The 14,945-nt window shown below is 33.5% G+C and carries 14 protein-coding genes; 7 read left to right on the forward strand and 7 right to left on the reverse strand.

What is annotated here, in order from left to right:
- The first annotated feature begins 33 nt into the window (after positions 1 to 33).
- Complete coding sequence (locus ACOCEA_RS09350; protein WP_420755966.1) at positions 34 to 1,125, forward strand: vWA domain-containing protein; 1,092 nt, start codon at positions 34 to 36, stop codon at positions 1,123 to 1,125.
- 207 nt (positions 1,126 to 1,332) lie between these two features.
- Positions 1,333 to 2,160 carry an OmpA/MotB family protein gene (locus tag ACOCEA_RS09355; RefSeq protein ID WP_420755967.1) on the forward strand — a complete coding sequence of 276 codons (828 nt, stop codon included), beginning with the start codon at positions 1,333 to 1,335 and terminating at the stop codon, positions 2,158 to 2,160.
- Positions 2,161 to 2,508: 348 nt separating this feature from the next.
- Here the strand turns inward: ACOCEA_RS09355 and ACOCEA_RS09360 are convergent, their stop codons facing one another.
- Genes ACOCEA_RS09360 through ACOCEA_RS09375 form a run of 4 tightly spaced genes read right to left on the reverse strand, consistent with a single transcriptional unit; the run spans position 2,509 to position 6,505 of the window.
- Entirely contained in the window at positions 2,509 to 3,975 is a 1,467-nt protein-coding gene (locus ACOCEA_RS09360; protein WP_420755968.1) for a M14 family zinc carboxypeptidase, read from the reverse strand.
- Entirely contained in the window at positions 3,972 to 4,622 is a 651-nt protein-coding gene (locus tag ACOCEA_RS09365) for a peptidoglycan recognition protein family protein (protein ID WP_420755969.1), read from the reverse strand. The genes ACOCEA_RS09360 and ACOCEA_RS09365 overlap by 4 nt, the downstream gene beginning before the upstream one ends.
- A 1-nt stretch (position 4,623) precedes the next feature.
- Positions 4,624 to 5,043, reverse strand: coding sequence for a 3D domain-containing protein (locus tag ACOCEA_RS09370; protein ID WP_420755970.1), 420 nt, complete (start codon positions 5,041 to 5,043; stop codon positions 4,624 to 4,626).
- A 7-nt stretch (positions 5,044 to 5,050) separates the two neighbouring features.
- On the reverse strand, positions 5,051 to 6,505 hold the full coding sequence (locus ACOCEA_RS09375) for an FG-GAP repeat domain-containing protein (protein ID WP_420755971.1): 1,455 nt from the start codon (positions 6,503 to 6,505) through the stop codon (positions 5,051 to 5,053).
- Positions 6,506 to 7,081: 576 nt separating this feature from the next.
- On the opposite strand from ACOCEA_RS09375, the gene ACOCEA_RS09380 reads away from it, so the two are divergent.
- The 4 genes from ACOCEA_RS09380 to ACOCEA_RS09395 all read left to right on the forward strand — a co-directional run bounded on the left by ACOCEA_RS09380 (position 7,082) and on the right by ACOCEA_RS09395 (position 10,206).
- Positions 7,082 to 7,714: a hypothetical protein gene (locus tag ACOCEA_RS09380; protein ID WP_420755972.1), complete on the forward strand. Its 633-nt coding sequence runs from the start codon at positions 7,082 to 7,084 to the stop codon at positions 7,712 to 7,714.
- A 6-nt stretch (positions 7,715 to 7,720) separates the two neighbouring features.
- Positions 7,721 to 8,422 carry a serine hydrolase domain-containing protein gene (locus tag ACOCEA_RS09385; RefSeq protein ID WP_420755973.1) on the forward strand — a complete coding sequence of 234 codons (702 nt, stop codon included), beginning with the start codon at positions 7,721 to 7,723 and terminating at the stop codon, positions 8,420 to 8,422.
- A gap of 345 nt (positions 8,423 to 8,767) precedes the next feature.
- The gene (locus ACOCEA_RS09390; RefSeq protein ID WP_420755974.1) at positions 8,768 to 9,109 is read left to right on the forward strand and encodes a hypothetical protein; all 342 of its coding nucleotides are present in this window, start codon (positions 8,768 to 8,770) and stop codon (positions 9,107 to 9,109) included.
- 242 nt (positions 9,110 to 9,351) lie between these two features.
- Positions 9,352 to 10,206: an HTTM domain-containing protein gene (locus ACOCEA_RS09395; RefSeq protein WP_476422497.1), complete on the forward strand. Its 855-nt coding sequence runs from the start codon at positions 9,352 to 9,354 to the stop codon at positions 10,204 to 10,206.
- Here ACOCEA_RS09395 and ACOCEA_RS09400 read toward each other — a convergent pair.
- Complete coding sequence (locus tag ACOCEA_RS09400) at positions 10,175 to 11,017, reverse strand: 1,4-dihydroxy-2-naphthoyl-CoA synthase (RefSeq protein ID WP_420756225.1); 843 nt, start codon at positions 11,015 to 11,017, stop codon at positions 10,175 to 10,177. The genes ACOCEA_RS09395 and ACOCEA_RS09400 overlap by 32 nt on opposite strands.
- A gap of 240 nt (positions 11,018 to 11,257) precedes the next feature.
- On the opposite strand from ACOCEA_RS09400, the gene ACOCEA_RS09405 reads away from it, so the two are divergent.
- A complete protein-coding gene (locus tag ACOCEA_RS09405; protein ID WP_420755975.1) occupies positions 11,258 to 11,872 on the forward strand; it encodes a hypothetical protein in 615 nt (204 codons plus the stop codon).
- A gap of 58 nt (positions 11,873 to 11,930) precedes the next feature.
- Here ACOCEA_RS09405 and ACOCEA_RS09410 read toward each other — a convergent pair whose 3' ends face one another.
- Together ACOCEA_RS09410 and ACOCEA_RS09415 are read right to left on the reverse strand one after the other, a co-directional pair.
- Positions 11,931 to 13,169, reverse strand: coding sequence for a glycosyltransferase (locus ACOCEA_RS09410; protein WP_420755976.1), 1,239 nt, complete (start codon positions 13,167 to 13,169; stop codon positions 11,931 to 11,933).
- 76 nt (positions 13,170 to 13,245) lie between these two features.
- On the reverse strand, positions 13,246 to 14,754 hold the full coding sequence (locus tag ACOCEA_RS09415; RefSeq protein ID WP_420755977.1) for a DEAD/DEAH box helicase: 1,509 nt from the start codon (positions 14,752 to 14,754) through the stop codon (positions 13,246 to 13,248).
- Positions 14,755 to 14,945 lie beyond the last annotated feature (191 nt).

Raw genomic sequence — 14,945 nt, forward strand, 5'->3', positions numbered from 1 at the left:
CCGTTCTGCTTGTTGAACTCAAATTGTATGTTTATGAAAATTGTATTGAAAACCTTTGGTTTTGTTTTTTTTCTTTCCTTGTTTATTTCATGTGGTAATGCAGATGATGATGTAGATTATAACTTAAACCTTGGAGAAGGTTTGGGCAAGGGAAAACCAGTTGATGATTGTTTAGGATTGGGAGAAGGTGAATTGGTTTTATCCATACAAGAGCAATACACTACCTTACCTGGTAAAGTTTCCATATTTTTTAAGGTTTCCGATACGGATGGTAATCCAGTACCTGGGTTAACTGCTGATCAATTTACTATTTATGAACAAGGCAGAAATGACGATTGTTTCAATACCATCTCTACTTCTGAATCCTTTGCGCGAATTTCTCCAAATTCCCAAATATTCAACAACAATACCTTATTAGTATTGGATTTAAGCAATAGTGTATTGGATAGTAGTTTGGATGAGCTAAAAATAGCGAGTACAAGTTTTGTTAATAACGTGATGCCAGCCACTGACCAAGAATCCTTTCAAATGGCAATATATTGGTTTGATGGTGAAAATGAGTTGCATTTGCTGAATGGATTGACGTCTTCCAAAACGGAATTAATAGCGGCAATTGATGGTATAACTGATACTATTAGCTCAGATCCATCAACAGATTTATATGGTGCGGTTATAAAGTCAACCGACATTGCATCGAACCTTATAAAAGATACAACTTCAGGTGGTAACATTGGTGCTGCCTCAGTAGTCATTTTTACAGATGGTACAGACCAGGCATCTAGATATACAGAGGATGCAGCGTTAAAAAAGGTAAATGAGGCAAATGCCAATATATCCTTTTTCAGTATTGGTCTTGGTAGTGAAATAGATACTCAAGTATTACAGGATATAGGCAAGACCTTTAGTGTTTTTGCCGGGAACAAAGATGAGTTGGAGAGTACGTTCAATGATATTTCAGAAAAGGTGTCAGAGCGTGCCAATAGCTTTTATTTATTTGAGTATTGTAGCCCTAAGCGTGATGGTAGTGGCGAGAATAATTTAGCTATCCAGGTTAAAACAGGATCTAGGGAAGGAGCCGTACAAACCAAGTTTAGTGCCAACGGATTTACTGGTGGCTGTGAATAAACAATTAAAATTATTTTATCTGAAAGGTGCATTTTATGCACCTTTTTTTTTGTCCTTTTATCAACATTTAAAATACTTTATTTCAGTTTGTTAACCACCTCGCTTGATAAATGTACTATTGAAGGATTGGCTTTTAAACATCCATTATTACATTTTATCCGTAAATAATTACTGAAAACACTAATATAAATTTAAAGAACCTTTAAAATGAAAAAATTATCAGTAGTTGGCATGCTATCTTTTGCACTTTTAACTTCATGTGTTTCAAAAAAGAAATATGTTGCTTTGGAAGACAACCTATCCCAAACTCAAAGTAGATTGACCAAAACACAAGTAGAAAAAGAGGAATTGGAAACAAAGTTCGCTAAAATAGAGGCACGTGTTGCGGAATATAATTCCAAAATCAATTCTCTTAAAGAAATGAATGATAGCCAATATACTTCGGTTGATGATGTTACGGTTATGAGCAACAATACTAAAGCCAATATGCGTAATACATTGAAAAATGTAGATCCTGCTAAATTGGCAGAGGCTAAAACCCTGCAGGATTCTATGAATTTAGCTGTTTCATATAAATTAAAACAAAGTATCTCTGAGGAGGATGAGGATGTAGAGGTAAGTATTGATAAAACCGTGGTTATGATCAATATTTCCGATGAACTTTTGTTTAATACTGCCAGCTACAGGGTTAGTAATAAAGCAGAAAACATTCTTAAAAAACTAGCCGAGGTAATAAAATCTGAACCTAGCATGGAGGTAATGGTAGAAGGGCACACCGATTCAAGAACTATAAATACACCAATGGTAACAGATAACTGGGACCTAAGTGTAAAAAGGGCCACTTCCATTGTTAGGGAACTACAAAACAAATACGATGTAGACCCAACGCAACTAATAGCTGCAGGCAGAAGTAGTTATTTGCCTTTGGTGGAGAATGACACAAAAGAGAACATGGCCAAGAATAGAAGAACAAAGATCGTTATTCTTCCTAATTTGGATAAATTCTTTGCCTTATTGGATAACGCTAGTCTCTAATTAAGATTAGGGAAACGATTATAAAGGGAAGCAATCGCTTCCCTTTTTTTATACTACTAATTGATATTAAAGTAGGGTTTTTGGTGAATAGAGTGTTTTATAGGTACAACGACCCCAAATAGTACAGAGAAACTAACATCCTAAAAGCTATGGTAATGGTTAATCTAAAAAACAAATAGTATGGATGTGATAAACGAAATTGCAGAACAAAGTGCCTTCGCAGAACTATCTATCTTTTTTAAGGGAGTAGTGTTGTTTTTGTTTACTTCGATAGTTTCCATTTTAATTATTATGTTGACGCTATTAATTATATACGGACCTTTTTTAAATATACAATATGGATATTAGTTATCTGTAAATCATAGTATTGTTGATTTCAATATTATCGGAATCCAAATCAATCAAAAATCCATTGATAACACCATATTTTAAAATTCCATCTTTTTCTAAAAAGAATGTAGGATTGATTCCTGGCTTTAATTCCAACTCTGGAACACTATAATTTTCTCCAATAAGGTGTAATGGTATGTCAGAGTTCAGTACATTTTTTGGAATTGAATTTACGCGTATATATGCATATCCATCCTTAACCAATTCAGATGCCTTTAAGTTTATTAATTCCGATGGAGAATTAAATATTTTTGGATATATCTTTGCCTGCTTTATTTTATACCCTGTAGCATCAAAGGTCTCATATCCAAAATAGGTAGATAGATCACCTTGATCTATAATACGACTGCTATACCAAAAGTCCTGATGATTTTCATAATCCACTTCAATCTGGTTAATTCCCAAATCTATAGTGTAATTCTTACCAAAAAGGTTGTATGTAGCGTTAACTATTTTTAAATCGAAAAGTTTACGGTCGTTTTCTGGAATTTTCTCATAATCGCCTAGTGGTATTTCCTTATAGTTTCCTTTTGCTATAGTATATATGGCCGATAGAATTGAAACATAATTTAGCTTACGTATCTCCTGCTTCTCAGTATCCGCCGGGTACCCTCCAGATTCAATTAAAATAGTACTGGTACCCCATTTCTGAATATTGTCACCAAATGCCCTAGGCTCAAAATCATCATTATACCGGCCTACTTGACCTGGCGCGTAGTTTTGAATAATAGTGTTCATGTACACGATAATTCGCATAGCATCTCCTCTAGTATCATTAATTTCCTTTTCATAGTTATAGGCCGGAGCCAAATAGGAAATGGTTGCTGGTTTGGTTGTTCTTTCAGCATTATAGTAGGTACTTTGGTCATGAAGGTTAAATCCGAAATCAGCCTCTAAACTATCCCTTACTCGTTTCAAGGTTTGTGATTCTGGTGATTGCAATCTCAAGGCATCCCTGTTAATATCCACACCCAATACGTTTCTACGTTGATATAATTCAGCCCCATCGGGATTTAACATGGGAAGAAAATGAATGGTAAGTTTAGAAAGTATTTCTTTTTTTTCCGTAGCAAAATTAGAACTGTTAAAAAAGTTTAAAATATCGAAAATGGCTTGTGTAGCCGTTGGCTCATCACCATGCATCTGAGACCATAGAAACACTTGGGTTTCTCCACTCCCAATTGATACTAAGTGTAAGTCCCTACCCATTATAGAATTGCCAACTTTGGATATTTTAAATGTGCTCTTTGTCTTAAAATTATCCAATAAAGGTTGTATGTCAGCATGTTTTATACGCCTCGTACTTAAAGTTTGTTCTTTGTAGGTGTCATATGTTTCAAAAAGTTGACTTGTTAACTCAATATTTTGAGAATATCCATACGCTGTGAATAGCATCAGGATAATGAAAGTATTTACTTTGGTCATTTTGGTAATGCTTTAAAATTAAGGTCTTTAACAGCTTTTCGCACTTTGGCCATGAATTGTTTTCCTGGATCTGTTTTAACGGTACGGTAGCCTTCATCCTTTTCTAACCAAAGTGGATGATTTTCAAACAAGGTATATTCATAATGCCCAATTACATAATCAATTTCATATTTATCGGCTAAATAACGAACCAACCAAATATTAGATTTTAATTGTGCCTTGGTTAGAGGCAGGTCTTCTGTACCACCAATATTCTCAACCCCAATGGCGCAATGGTTCAGTCCAATTACATGTCTAGCCATAGTAGTTTCTGGTAATAGTCTGTATATGGTGCCATCGCGATCTACCATAAATTGCGAACTAACGTTTAAGCCGCTTATATTCTTAATATCTGGTCGCCAGTTAGGTAATGTTGGTGAATCAAAGGCTTCAAAAGATTTTTCTAGGGTAGGAATTACCGTCCAATGGAGTACGATCATTTTTGGCACGATCTCCGGGAGCTCTTGATCTAGCCCATATCTATTTTGTAAATATTCCAGTGTCAATACCTTGCGATCTTCATTAAAAGTAATCGGTTTCTCTACAATAACTTTCTGGGTACTACAGGAACATAACAGGGTCAATATTATAACTATTGCAAATCTCATTTTATTCTAATTTAGACGTGTCCCTTTTAACCGCATATTGTATTGATACTTTTCTTCTACCCCATTTTTTAGCCTTTTCAACATCTTCTCCCATATAAATATCTATCCTGTTTTTCCAACGTGGGTGCATTTTGTCTTTTACTAGATAGATATCCTTAAAAGTATCAATTTTAACCATGGTGTTGTAACTAAGGCCATTATTTAAGAGGTCTCTAGAAACGGCAATCCATCTTACCCCAGGCTTTATGCTATCGCCCCATGCAGTGATTTTTGGATGCTCATAGGAAGTTTGTCCAGGTAAAGAATTATAGGCAGTAGCCGTAACATCTAATGGTAGCCAATCATATTTTGGCAACTTACTTGTATTGTTGTTACAGGATAAGAAAAAAACAAGAAAGTACAAATAATAAATTGTTTTCAACTTATGTTTATTTTAAGACATTCTCCAGTATTAGTAGGTCTCCATTGTTCTCTTTCCATTGCTGTGCTAAACCTTCAGGCACCGGTGTAAAAACTTGGTCAAAAGAACTAAGAATAATATCCTGATCACCATCATTATCTATATCTGCTGAATCCATAAGGAACCATCTGTTGGTCAAAGCATTATTCAAGGTAAAAACCTCAAAATTATTCAACTTAGAATCTTTATTTTCTAAATAGACAAACGTATAATTAGGCTTTTTTTCATAGTCAGGAAAGGTGGACAATAAGGCTATATCAATATCCTCATCTAAATCAAAATCCTTCGCAATAACTCTCGTGGCTCCATTTAACGGGTGAAAATAGGTTTCTTTAAAATTATTTGAACCATCATTTAAATGTATTCTCATGCCATGATATGGCTTTTGCGTGTATGATTCATCGGCATTATCTCCATGGACCGTTATTAGATCCATATCACCATCTTGGTCATAATCTATCACTTCAAACCAACTTGTACCATACACAGGGCTAAACCTAATTACTTTATTACTACTGAATTTTAAAGGGGTATCTTGATATAAAATAGTAATCCCTTCATCACCTTGCGATGAAAGAACTACTAAATCCTTATTACCATCCTTATTCATATCTATTGCGGCTACTTTAATTATTCCAGGTTGATTTAGCAGATTGTGTCTTGTTAATTCCCCTTTGTCATTTTTAAACCACAATGACAATTGTCCACCTAAATCACCAAATTCGCTTACAACATATTCATTTATACCGTCATTGTTTAAATCCATAATTAAGGTATGTACAGGCCTGTGTAATGAACTTAACAACCTTTCACGTCCTTTCCCATCATGAAAAATCAAATTGCCTGAAGATATTTCAGAAGGCAATAACATACCCATTGTTGTTATGTAGGTAGTGTCATTAACTATTCGCACATCACTAATCGGGGACATGAAATTACCAAATGGGTTATATTTGTTTTTTTTAAGATCATAGCTAGTTAATGTTCCCCTATTACTTCCAAGGAGAATATTTTCATCTTTACGATTATAGCCTAAATAGGTTATATTGGAGCTGATGTTTTCATCCAAGTACATTAGATTCTCCTTGAATTGACTGATTTTCTTGGATGTATAAGGATAACTTATAGTATTTAGTGAATCAGGTGCTAATCCAATTATATATGATTTTAATAGTTCCCAATCTTCTAAATTAATAATTGGTTGATTAGGAAAAATACCTTTCTGAATAATAATAGATTGTTCATTGAATGGTAAATTATAATAGGGATGATTTTCTTGATTAATAATACCCATTCTGGCTGCCATTGCTGGCAATACATTGTTTTCCCATATATTTTTAGGTAAATCTTTTATTTCTGGAGCAATATGACAACGAGAACAATAATTTTCATAAAGTGTAATTTCTTTTTTTTTATTTTCCATAGAACAAGATTGGAAAATAAATAAGCCAATTAAAAAAACTATTAGTTTGGTATTCATAAGAGATTATTATGTTTAATTGTAAACTGAATTCTAACCTGAAGATACCTATAGTTTTATTTCGACCAAAAAAATCTAAATGATTAATTTAGTATCGCTATGGGAAAAGATAAAAACTAGATATGGTAGTCTTCGATGTAACACATCAGACCTATTATAGTAAATTATTGGCTTAAGTAACCAATCAGGCAGCTCGTATGGTAATTCTGCCAGATATTCCATCTTGGAAAAATACCATTATTGTAAATGTTGACAATCTATTTAGTGCAAAGTGCGATGTTATAAAGGAACAGTATAAAATATTCATGAAGGAATATGAGCCTAACGGATCAGTATATAAAGCTAAAATAAGTTTTGAGTCAATTATAGGCAATATATATCCTTTGTTCTGCTACAAGAATGTGATTTTGAACATTTAGGAACCTTTAAACTAAGTTCAGATGCGGTATGTCAAAAGTTTAACATGAATTAATTGCCCCCTTTAACTTTTAAAATGGATATTTCTTAAAAAGATCAGAATTGGAAAAAATAAAATGGCTGTTAGGGTTTTTGATTTTTTGTACACTACTAATTGCATACCATAATTATCCTAAACTTAATCTGATTTCCGGTTATGCTTCCAAGAACATGGCTACCAATGTATTTCTAGCTCATAGACATTCCGAAACTATTAGTGCAAAGGACCATGATATGCCATTGATTAAGTTGGCACATGAGAAAATTAATATCTATGAATATGTAGCTACATCATCTTTTTTTGGATTAATGGAAAGGAAATCTGTGTTTAAAAAGGGATTGGGAGCGGTATTAACAAATGGTGAATACGATTACCACGGTTTTAACTTAGTGCCTAAAAGGTCTATTTCAACTATTGATTTGCCTTTTCCATATGGAAATAACGAACAGGATGATACTATATTTAGCAATGTAGATTATGATAAGTTAGGAAAAATCCTTTCAAATGCCTTTGGGGACCCTGACCAAAAGACGCGGTCACTTATAGTTGTTTATAAGGATCAAATAATTGGAAAGAAATATGCCCAAGATATCACAAAAAACACTCCTGTTTTAGGTTGGTCTATGACCAAAAGTGTTTTGGCCACCCTATACGGAATAATGAAATTTGAAGGAATATTGAAGGCGTCGGATTGAGCTCCTATGAAACGATGGCAAACCGATTCTCACCAGGGGATAACAATAAATCATTTATTACGTATGCAAAGTGGACTTGCGTGGGAAGAGGACTATTTTAAGATATCTGATGTTACAAAAATGCTATTTTTAGATAGTGATATGTCTTTAACACAAAAGAATAATTTAGCTGTTGCCAAACCAACAGAGGTTTGGAATTATTCTTCAGGTTCCACTAACCTATTATCTGGTATTGCTAGGTGGTATTTTAAATCTTACCAAGATTATTTAGACTTCCCTTATAAAAATTTAATTGATGCTATAGGCATGCATTCCATGCTTTTAGAAACGGATTTGACAGGAAATTATGTAGGTTCCTCCTACGGGTGGGCAACAAGCCTTGATTGGGCAAAGTTTGGATTGCTTTATTTACATGAAGGCGATTGGAACGGTAAGAGATTGTTTGCCAAATCATGGGTAGACTATATAACCAAACCGACAATAAATTCGAATGGTGCATATGGAGCGCATTTTTGGTTGAATACAAATGGTAAATATCCAGATTTGCCAAGAGAACTTTATTCAGCAAATGGATTTCAGGGTCAGCGCATATTTATTTTTCCATCTCACGACATAGTAGTGGTGCGCACCGGCATTAAGGAACAGACTGATGCCCAATTTAATATACTACTTCACAATATACTTTCCGTAATAAGGCAAAACAATTAGTTCTAGCTATGTGTTTGGAAGATTAATCCTATACGACCACAATTTTTTATTGTCTGACAACAAATCCTTCTTAGGACACAACAATAGTTTACTTAGCTCAAGGGAACGAATTACTTTTACAATGTTACAAAAACGAATTAATTTTTTTCATTTTCATATAGTGTTCTCGTAAAAGAGTCTGGTCTTTAAGGATCAGACTCTTTTTGGTTATAATAGTATTGATAAAGAGTATATTACACTTCATATTTTTATTGAAAAGTTCGCCTTGGAATACATTGACGAATTTCGGTGCATTTAATCCGTAAGTTTTTTATTGTTATTCATTTAAATTTTAATTTGTTGTCAATGAAAAATAATAAGTATTTGTTAATTGGTTGTTTTTTGCTTCTTATACAAATAGGGCAGATAATTTATTCCCGATTTATACCCGAAAGATTTTTTTGTTGGGCTCCGTATGATGAGCAAACACCATATCTAATTCAAGTTGAAGTAAATAGCAGAATGCTCTCTGAAAATGAAGTTTCCTCAAGGTACGGTTATGGGGCCAAACGTGTTGAATCGCGATCAATTCACAATGTGTTTAGTATTATAGAACAGTACGAAAGAACATATGGCATTTTAGATAATGCCAAAGTGACCGTTCATTATAATATCAATGGTAAAAAAGATTTGATTTGGACATATTAAGCAATAGAAATCCGTTAAAAAACAATACCTCAGATATGAGGTGGAACGTACTTGTTATGTGTAAATTGTTTTTTTTGATTTTAGTATTAAATGGTTTTCTAGGTAAGATTAGAGATCCATATGTGCCTCATTTTGAATTTTTAGATATGTTAAATGTCTATCCTAATCTAATTAAATATAGTATTCAATCACTCTTTTTGATAGCGGGGATATTACTTTTTTTTAACTATAAGGTCAGGCTTATGTGTTTTATATTAGGTATTTCTATATTAATAACTTTATTAAGTTCTAAAGGCCTTTTCAGAAATCATATTTTAATTTGTGGATGTGCTTTTTTATTGGCTTCTTTCCACAAAGAGAGTGAGGTGCCTTGGCTGTTGATTATGCAATTAAGTGTTGTGTATTACGGTGCGGCCATTAATAAGTTATTTCAAGAAGATTGGTGGAATGGAGTCTATATGCATTATTGGATGTCCGAAATACTTCACAATAAATTATATTTAAGCACCATAGGAACCAATGCCAATTTAATTGGCGCCAAACTTATTTCTTGGTTTTCTATGTTTCTTGAGCTGCTTATAGCTACGTTTTTACTTTTTAAAAAGACCAGAAAATCAGCGATTATAATTGTTCTTTTTTTTCACACATTGTTGTTTTCGATTACTTTACAACGTTTTGGTCATTTTTTAGATTCCATTCTAATTTATTTAATTGCTTTTGTTCCCTATAATAGTAATAAAGTATCTATTCTGATTTCATCTAAAAACGAAGCTTTCATCAAATTTTTGAAGAAGCTATTGGATTGGGATAATAGATTTACACTTCAAAAAGCGGAAAGGAATAACAAATTTGGAATTAAAAATTCGCTTAATTATTTTGATGATCAGGTAACAATGCGAAATTTTTTAATGAACTCAAGTGGTTTTTATTTTGTTCTTTTTACAACGGATTTGTTGATTCGGATTTTGTTTGAAAACCCAATACAGTTCTATTTTCAAATAATACTGTACTGGGGTTTATTTATTTATTTTGTAATGGGCCAATTTACAAGTAAAGATAAATATCTTAAGGAATCCACGTATTCTTTCCAAAATTAGGTTTACGCTTTTCTAAAAAGGCATTTCTACCTTCCTTTGCCTCTTCAGTCATATATGCCAAACGTGTAGCTTCGCCTGCAAAAACTTGTTGCCCAACCATACCGTCATCAGTTAAGTTCATGGCAAATTTTAGCATTTTAATTGATATGGGAGATTTTTGTAAAATCTCCTGTGCCCATTGGTAGGCCGTTAACTCAAGTTCATCATGTGGTACCACAGCATTAACCATACCCATTTCAAAGGCATCTTGTGCAGAATAATTTCTACCCAGAAAAAAAATTTCCCTAGCTTTTTTCTGACCTACCATTTTAGCCAAGTAAGCGGAACCATACCCACCATCAAAACTGGTAACATCGGCATCTGTCTGTTTAAAAATTGCATGTTCTTTACTCGCCAGGGTCATATCACATACCACATGTAAACTATGGCCACCACCAACTGCCCAGCCCGGTACAACTGCAATAACCACTTTTGGTATAAACCTTATCATGCGCTGTACTTCTAAAATATTCAATCTATGTTGACCATCCTCGCCCACATAACCTTGGTGACCCCTTGCCTTTTGATCTCCACCTGAGCAAAAAGACCAAATACCGTCTTTGGTAGAAGGACCTTCTGCGGAAAGTAAAACTACCCCTATAGATGTATCTTCCTGAGCATCATAAAATGCTTTAATAAGCTCACTTGTAGTATTGGGTCTAAAAGCATTTCTAACATTGGGTCTATTAAAAGCGATACGGGCAACACCATCACATTTTTTATAGGTAATATCTTTAAATTCTATCGCTGTTTTCCAATTAGGCATATCCATAATTTTTGAAATGTGTTTTAAATATAAAGATAATGGTTGATTTACAATTATACCAAAAACAACAAGTTCAATCATACATATTCATTAGAAGTTTATAAAAAAGGACTACTTTTTAAACAACCATAATTCGTTGCACAAAATAACTTTATATCAAACATGATGCTCTTTAACGGAGTAATAAGTTTATTCACAACTTTGGAACATACTTTGAGTTCACAATACGATTAATAGGATAATTATATGTTTTGCAATAAGAAAAAAATAAAACCTTTTGGATATTTAGCTATTCTATGGTTATTGTTTGCACAAATATCATATGCTCAAAATGAATATGAACCTGGCTATGTTATTTTAAACACTAACGATACTCTTTATGGAAGTATTAAAGACAGAAAGTATGGCAATTTATTTAACAAAATAAAATTTAAGCCAAACTACCATAAAAAGACGAAACGCTTTAGTGCCTATGACCTTATTGGCTACAAAAAAGGAATTAATAGGTACGAATCCTTGTGGTATCAAGAAGAAAGTAATTTTTTTAGACAGGAATATTCCAATCTAGAAGGGTATGGTAAAAAGGTGTTTTTAAAAGTATTAATTAAAGGTAAATTGAGTTGCTACGCTAAGGAATATATTCAGGATGGTAATGGGTATTTTGATTATTTTGAGTTGTTTATTAGAGATGGGGAAAATAAATTTGAACTTGCTACCCAAGGAATTTTTGGATTGAAAAAGAAACGACTCAAGGAATATTTTAAAAACTGCCCCAACTTAGTTCAAAAAATAAACAACAATGGTATTAAAAACCCCTTAGACGTGGTTAGATTCTATAATCAGTTTTGCGGAGAAGAATAATAAAATGAGGTACTTCCATACTGGGCTTAGCTCATGTTTTTGTTTTAATGAGAATTCATTAATTGGTTTTATTCTTCTCCTCTATCCATTTGCCCATATATTTGGTTGCCAATAATGTATGGTGTTGTAAAAGGTTTCCAATAAAATTTTTACTTCGATGTTTTTCTTTATGGGTGAAAATGCTTTCAATTGATTTGAGTAATCGTTCAGTTAACTTTGACTTTGCGTAATATTTGTTAATCAGTATTTTTCCATTATTCTGGGCACTAATCCACGCCTCTTTACTTGTATATAAGCTAACAGCCGCCCTGACAATCTTCTCAGTTTCATCTTCAATAGCACCGTTCCAAGGTAAATTATCATACATTCCCTCAGCACCTATTGATGTTGTAATACTAGGCGTGCCAAACTGCATTGCATGTAATAATTTGCCCTTTATCCCCGCACCAAAACGAATTGGGGCTATACAAATACGGGCATTTTCTGTAACTGTTTTAACCTCTTCTGCCCTACCCTTTACTAGAAATCCTTGTTTTGGATTGTTCATTTCAAGAATTTGCTGGGGTAAATATGCCCCATATATGTTCATTTTAGTTGTAGGCAACTTCTCATATATTTTAGGCCAGATATCAGATTTCAGATAGTTTATAGCATCTAAATTGGGCTTATGTTTTCCTCCACCTATGAAGACAAAATTTTTACGTTGCTCAAATTTGGGCCACGTTGTAAGGTCATCTATTTCATTCACCATAAAGGGCAAGTGAAGTAAAAAACGTTTATCTATTCGTACCAATTCCATAAGTAGTTGCATTTCATAACTAGAAATGATAAGGGAAAGGTCTGAACGATAAATACTGGCAATTTCCCTTTTGGTCTTATCATCTTGCAACCATGTTTTAGTACAAAATGGTAGGTCTTTTTTAAAACAATGCTCACGAACATGGCGTAATGAGTGCAAGTCCTCTGTATCTAGAACTCTTATCGCGTTAGGACAGGTTTCTGTGACCCTCCACCCAAACTGTTCTTCGGTTAAAAAGCGATCAAATAAAACAATATCTGGGGATAACGTATGTATAAACGTATCAAACGAGGTGTCGTTCAATACTATACTTTGAATCTTAATTCCAATTTCTTTTAAATCTGCAGAAAATTGGGTTTGCGTAGCTGCAGATGCAAAGGTTACATCATAATTAGCATCTATGAAAACATCGATAAGTTGCATCATCCTAACACCGGCACCAGTCGAATTTGGCTCTGGCCATGTTAGGCCTATGATAAGTAATTTATTGATTTTCAAATTTGAAGATGTATTTTCTTACTTCAATTAAAATGATCGGTTTTTCCAGCCTTAAGGATATTTTAGTAGCATGGCGTTACATTTTAGCGGCAAACATTTTAGAAATCCTTGAACGCAATTTACGTTCATAATCCTCTTCTAACCATTCTTTGTAATTCTTGGTATTGTTCATGATACAGTAGGAATATTGTCTTACCCTATAAGCAATTTCCTCCTTCAGTTTTTTAGCTAAAATTCGTGCATCAAACACATCCTCTGCATTTTCAACACAAATCTTAGCGTGTTGTTCAATACTTCTTTCCAAGACTAATTTGGACTTCTCACCATTGGCAAAACTTTTTTTATATTCAGCCTTAATGTCAAACTCAATATCCTTTGATTTTGAGAACTCATCCCTGAGCTCTTGGGGCATCTCATAAACAAATTCACGTTCTATTTCCTCATCATTCTTTATATTCTCTAGGTAGAAATCAGGAAAGTGAAATATTTCTTGCCAATCTAAACCAGCATCCCACATACCAAAACGTGCAATATTGTTACCTAAGTCAATAACCGTAAATTCCTCCTTATTGCTTAAATACCTACTACCCCTACCAATCATCTGAAAATATAGGGTTAAGGATCGTGTAGCCCTATTCAATATTATGGTCTCTACCGAAGGTTCGTCAAAACCAGTGGTCAATATGCTAACTGATGTTAAAATTGCATCTGGTGTATGCTTAAACCATTCCAAAATCTCCCGGCGTTCACTTGCGGTATTCTTATTATCTAAATGCCTAATGTTATACCCGGCCTTTTTAAAAGTCTCGTAAACATATATAGATGTGTTTATGCCGTTATTAAAAATTAAGGTCTTGGTGCCTTTTGCCAATTCACTATATGCTGTTTGTAGTTTACCTAGCATACTATGATTACCGTAAAGTTCTTCAGAAGATTTTACGGTATAATCACCATTAATACCCAATTTAAGGCTTTGCAGGCTTACATCATAGTTATACATATTGGCTTTTGCCAAAAATTTCTTTTGAATCAGTGATGCGATGGACTCACCTATAATCAACTTTTTATAGTTGTCTTTCATAGGTAGTTTAATATTGGAGCTTAAAGGAGTAGCGGTGACACCAAGAATAACGGACTTCTCAAAATACTTAAAGAGTTTTCTAAATGAGTTATAATGGGCCTCGTCAATAATAACCAATCCAATATCCTTAATCTCAACTTTGTCTTCTTGTAACCTATTATTTAAGGTTTCCACCATGGCAACAAAGCACATGTACTCATCTTGATCCTTAAGCTCCTTAACGTCACTATTAATGATTTTGTTCATAACCCCAAAACCATGCAACATATTGGAGGTTTGCCGACTAAGTTCTATACGATGTGTGAGTACAACAACTTTTTTCTTAGTCTTTTCTATATACCTACGTGCAATTTCGGAAAAGACTACAGTTTTGCCCCCACCAGTTGGTAATTGATATAACAAGTTATCATCTTGATTTTCATCTAAATACTTAAAAATAGAATTCAGATCTTCCTCTTGATAATCGTATAGTGTTTTTTCAATAATGTCTTTCTGTAGTTTCAAAAGAGTAAAAAGTATTTTTAGGTTAAGTGCTTAAAATCGCAAAAACCTTATAAAATTAGAAGATTTTTAGGCTTCAATGAAATCAAAACCTTGAAAATAACTAAAAGTTATGACCAAAAGTGGATCTATCTGCTTAATCTTTGATAAAACCGTAGCCCATTTTACCAACCGTTACAAACAAAGTTGTTTTA

The sequence above is a fragment of the Maribacter luteocoastalis genome, assembly GCF_048890225.1.
Lineage (GTDB): Bacteria > Bacteroidota > Bacteroidia > Flavobacteriales > Flavobacteriaceae > Maribacter > Maribacter luteocoastalis.

Coding starts and splice junctions, on each gene's coding strand:
- ACOCEA_RS09355 (WP_420755967.1), top strand. CDS start 1,333: ATGAAAAAATTATCAGTAGTTGGCATGCTATCTTTTGCACTTTTAACT.
- ACOCEA_RS09400 (WP_420756225.1), bottom strand. CDS start 11,017: ATGGATATGCCTAATTGGAAAACAGCGATAGAATTTAAAGATATTACC.
- ACOCEA_RS09360 (WP_420755968.1), bottom strand. CDS start 3,975: ATGACCAAAGTAAATACTTTCATTATCCTGATGCTATTCACAGCGTAT.
- ACOCEA_RS09395 (WP_476422497.1), top strand. CDS start 9,352: ATGTGTTTTATATTAGGTATTTCTATATTAATAACTTTATTAAGTTCT.
- ACOCEA_RS09375 (WP_420755971.1), bottom strand. CDS start 6,505: ATGGAAAATAAAAAAAAAGAAATTACACTTTATGAAAATTATTGTTCT.
- ACOCEA_RS09350 (WP_420755966.1), top strand. CDS start 34: ATGAAAATTGTATTGAAAACCTTTGGTTTTGTTTTTTTTCTTTCCTTG.
- ACOCEA_RS09365 (WP_420755969.1), bottom strand. CDS start 4,622: ATGAGATTTGCAATAGTTATAATATTGACCCTGTTATGTTCCTGTAGT.
- ACOCEA_RS09390 (WP_420755974.1), top strand. CDS start 8,768: ATGAAAAATAATAAGTATTTGTTAATTGGTTGTTTTTTGCTTCTTATA.
- ACOCEA_RS09405 (WP_420755975.1), top strand. CDS start 11,258: ATGTTTTGCAATAAGAAAAAAATAAAACCTTTTGGATATTTAGCTATT.
- ACOCEA_RS09385 (WP_420755973.1), top strand. CDS start 7,721: ATGAAACGATGGCAAACCGATTCTCACCAGGGGATAACAATAAATCAT.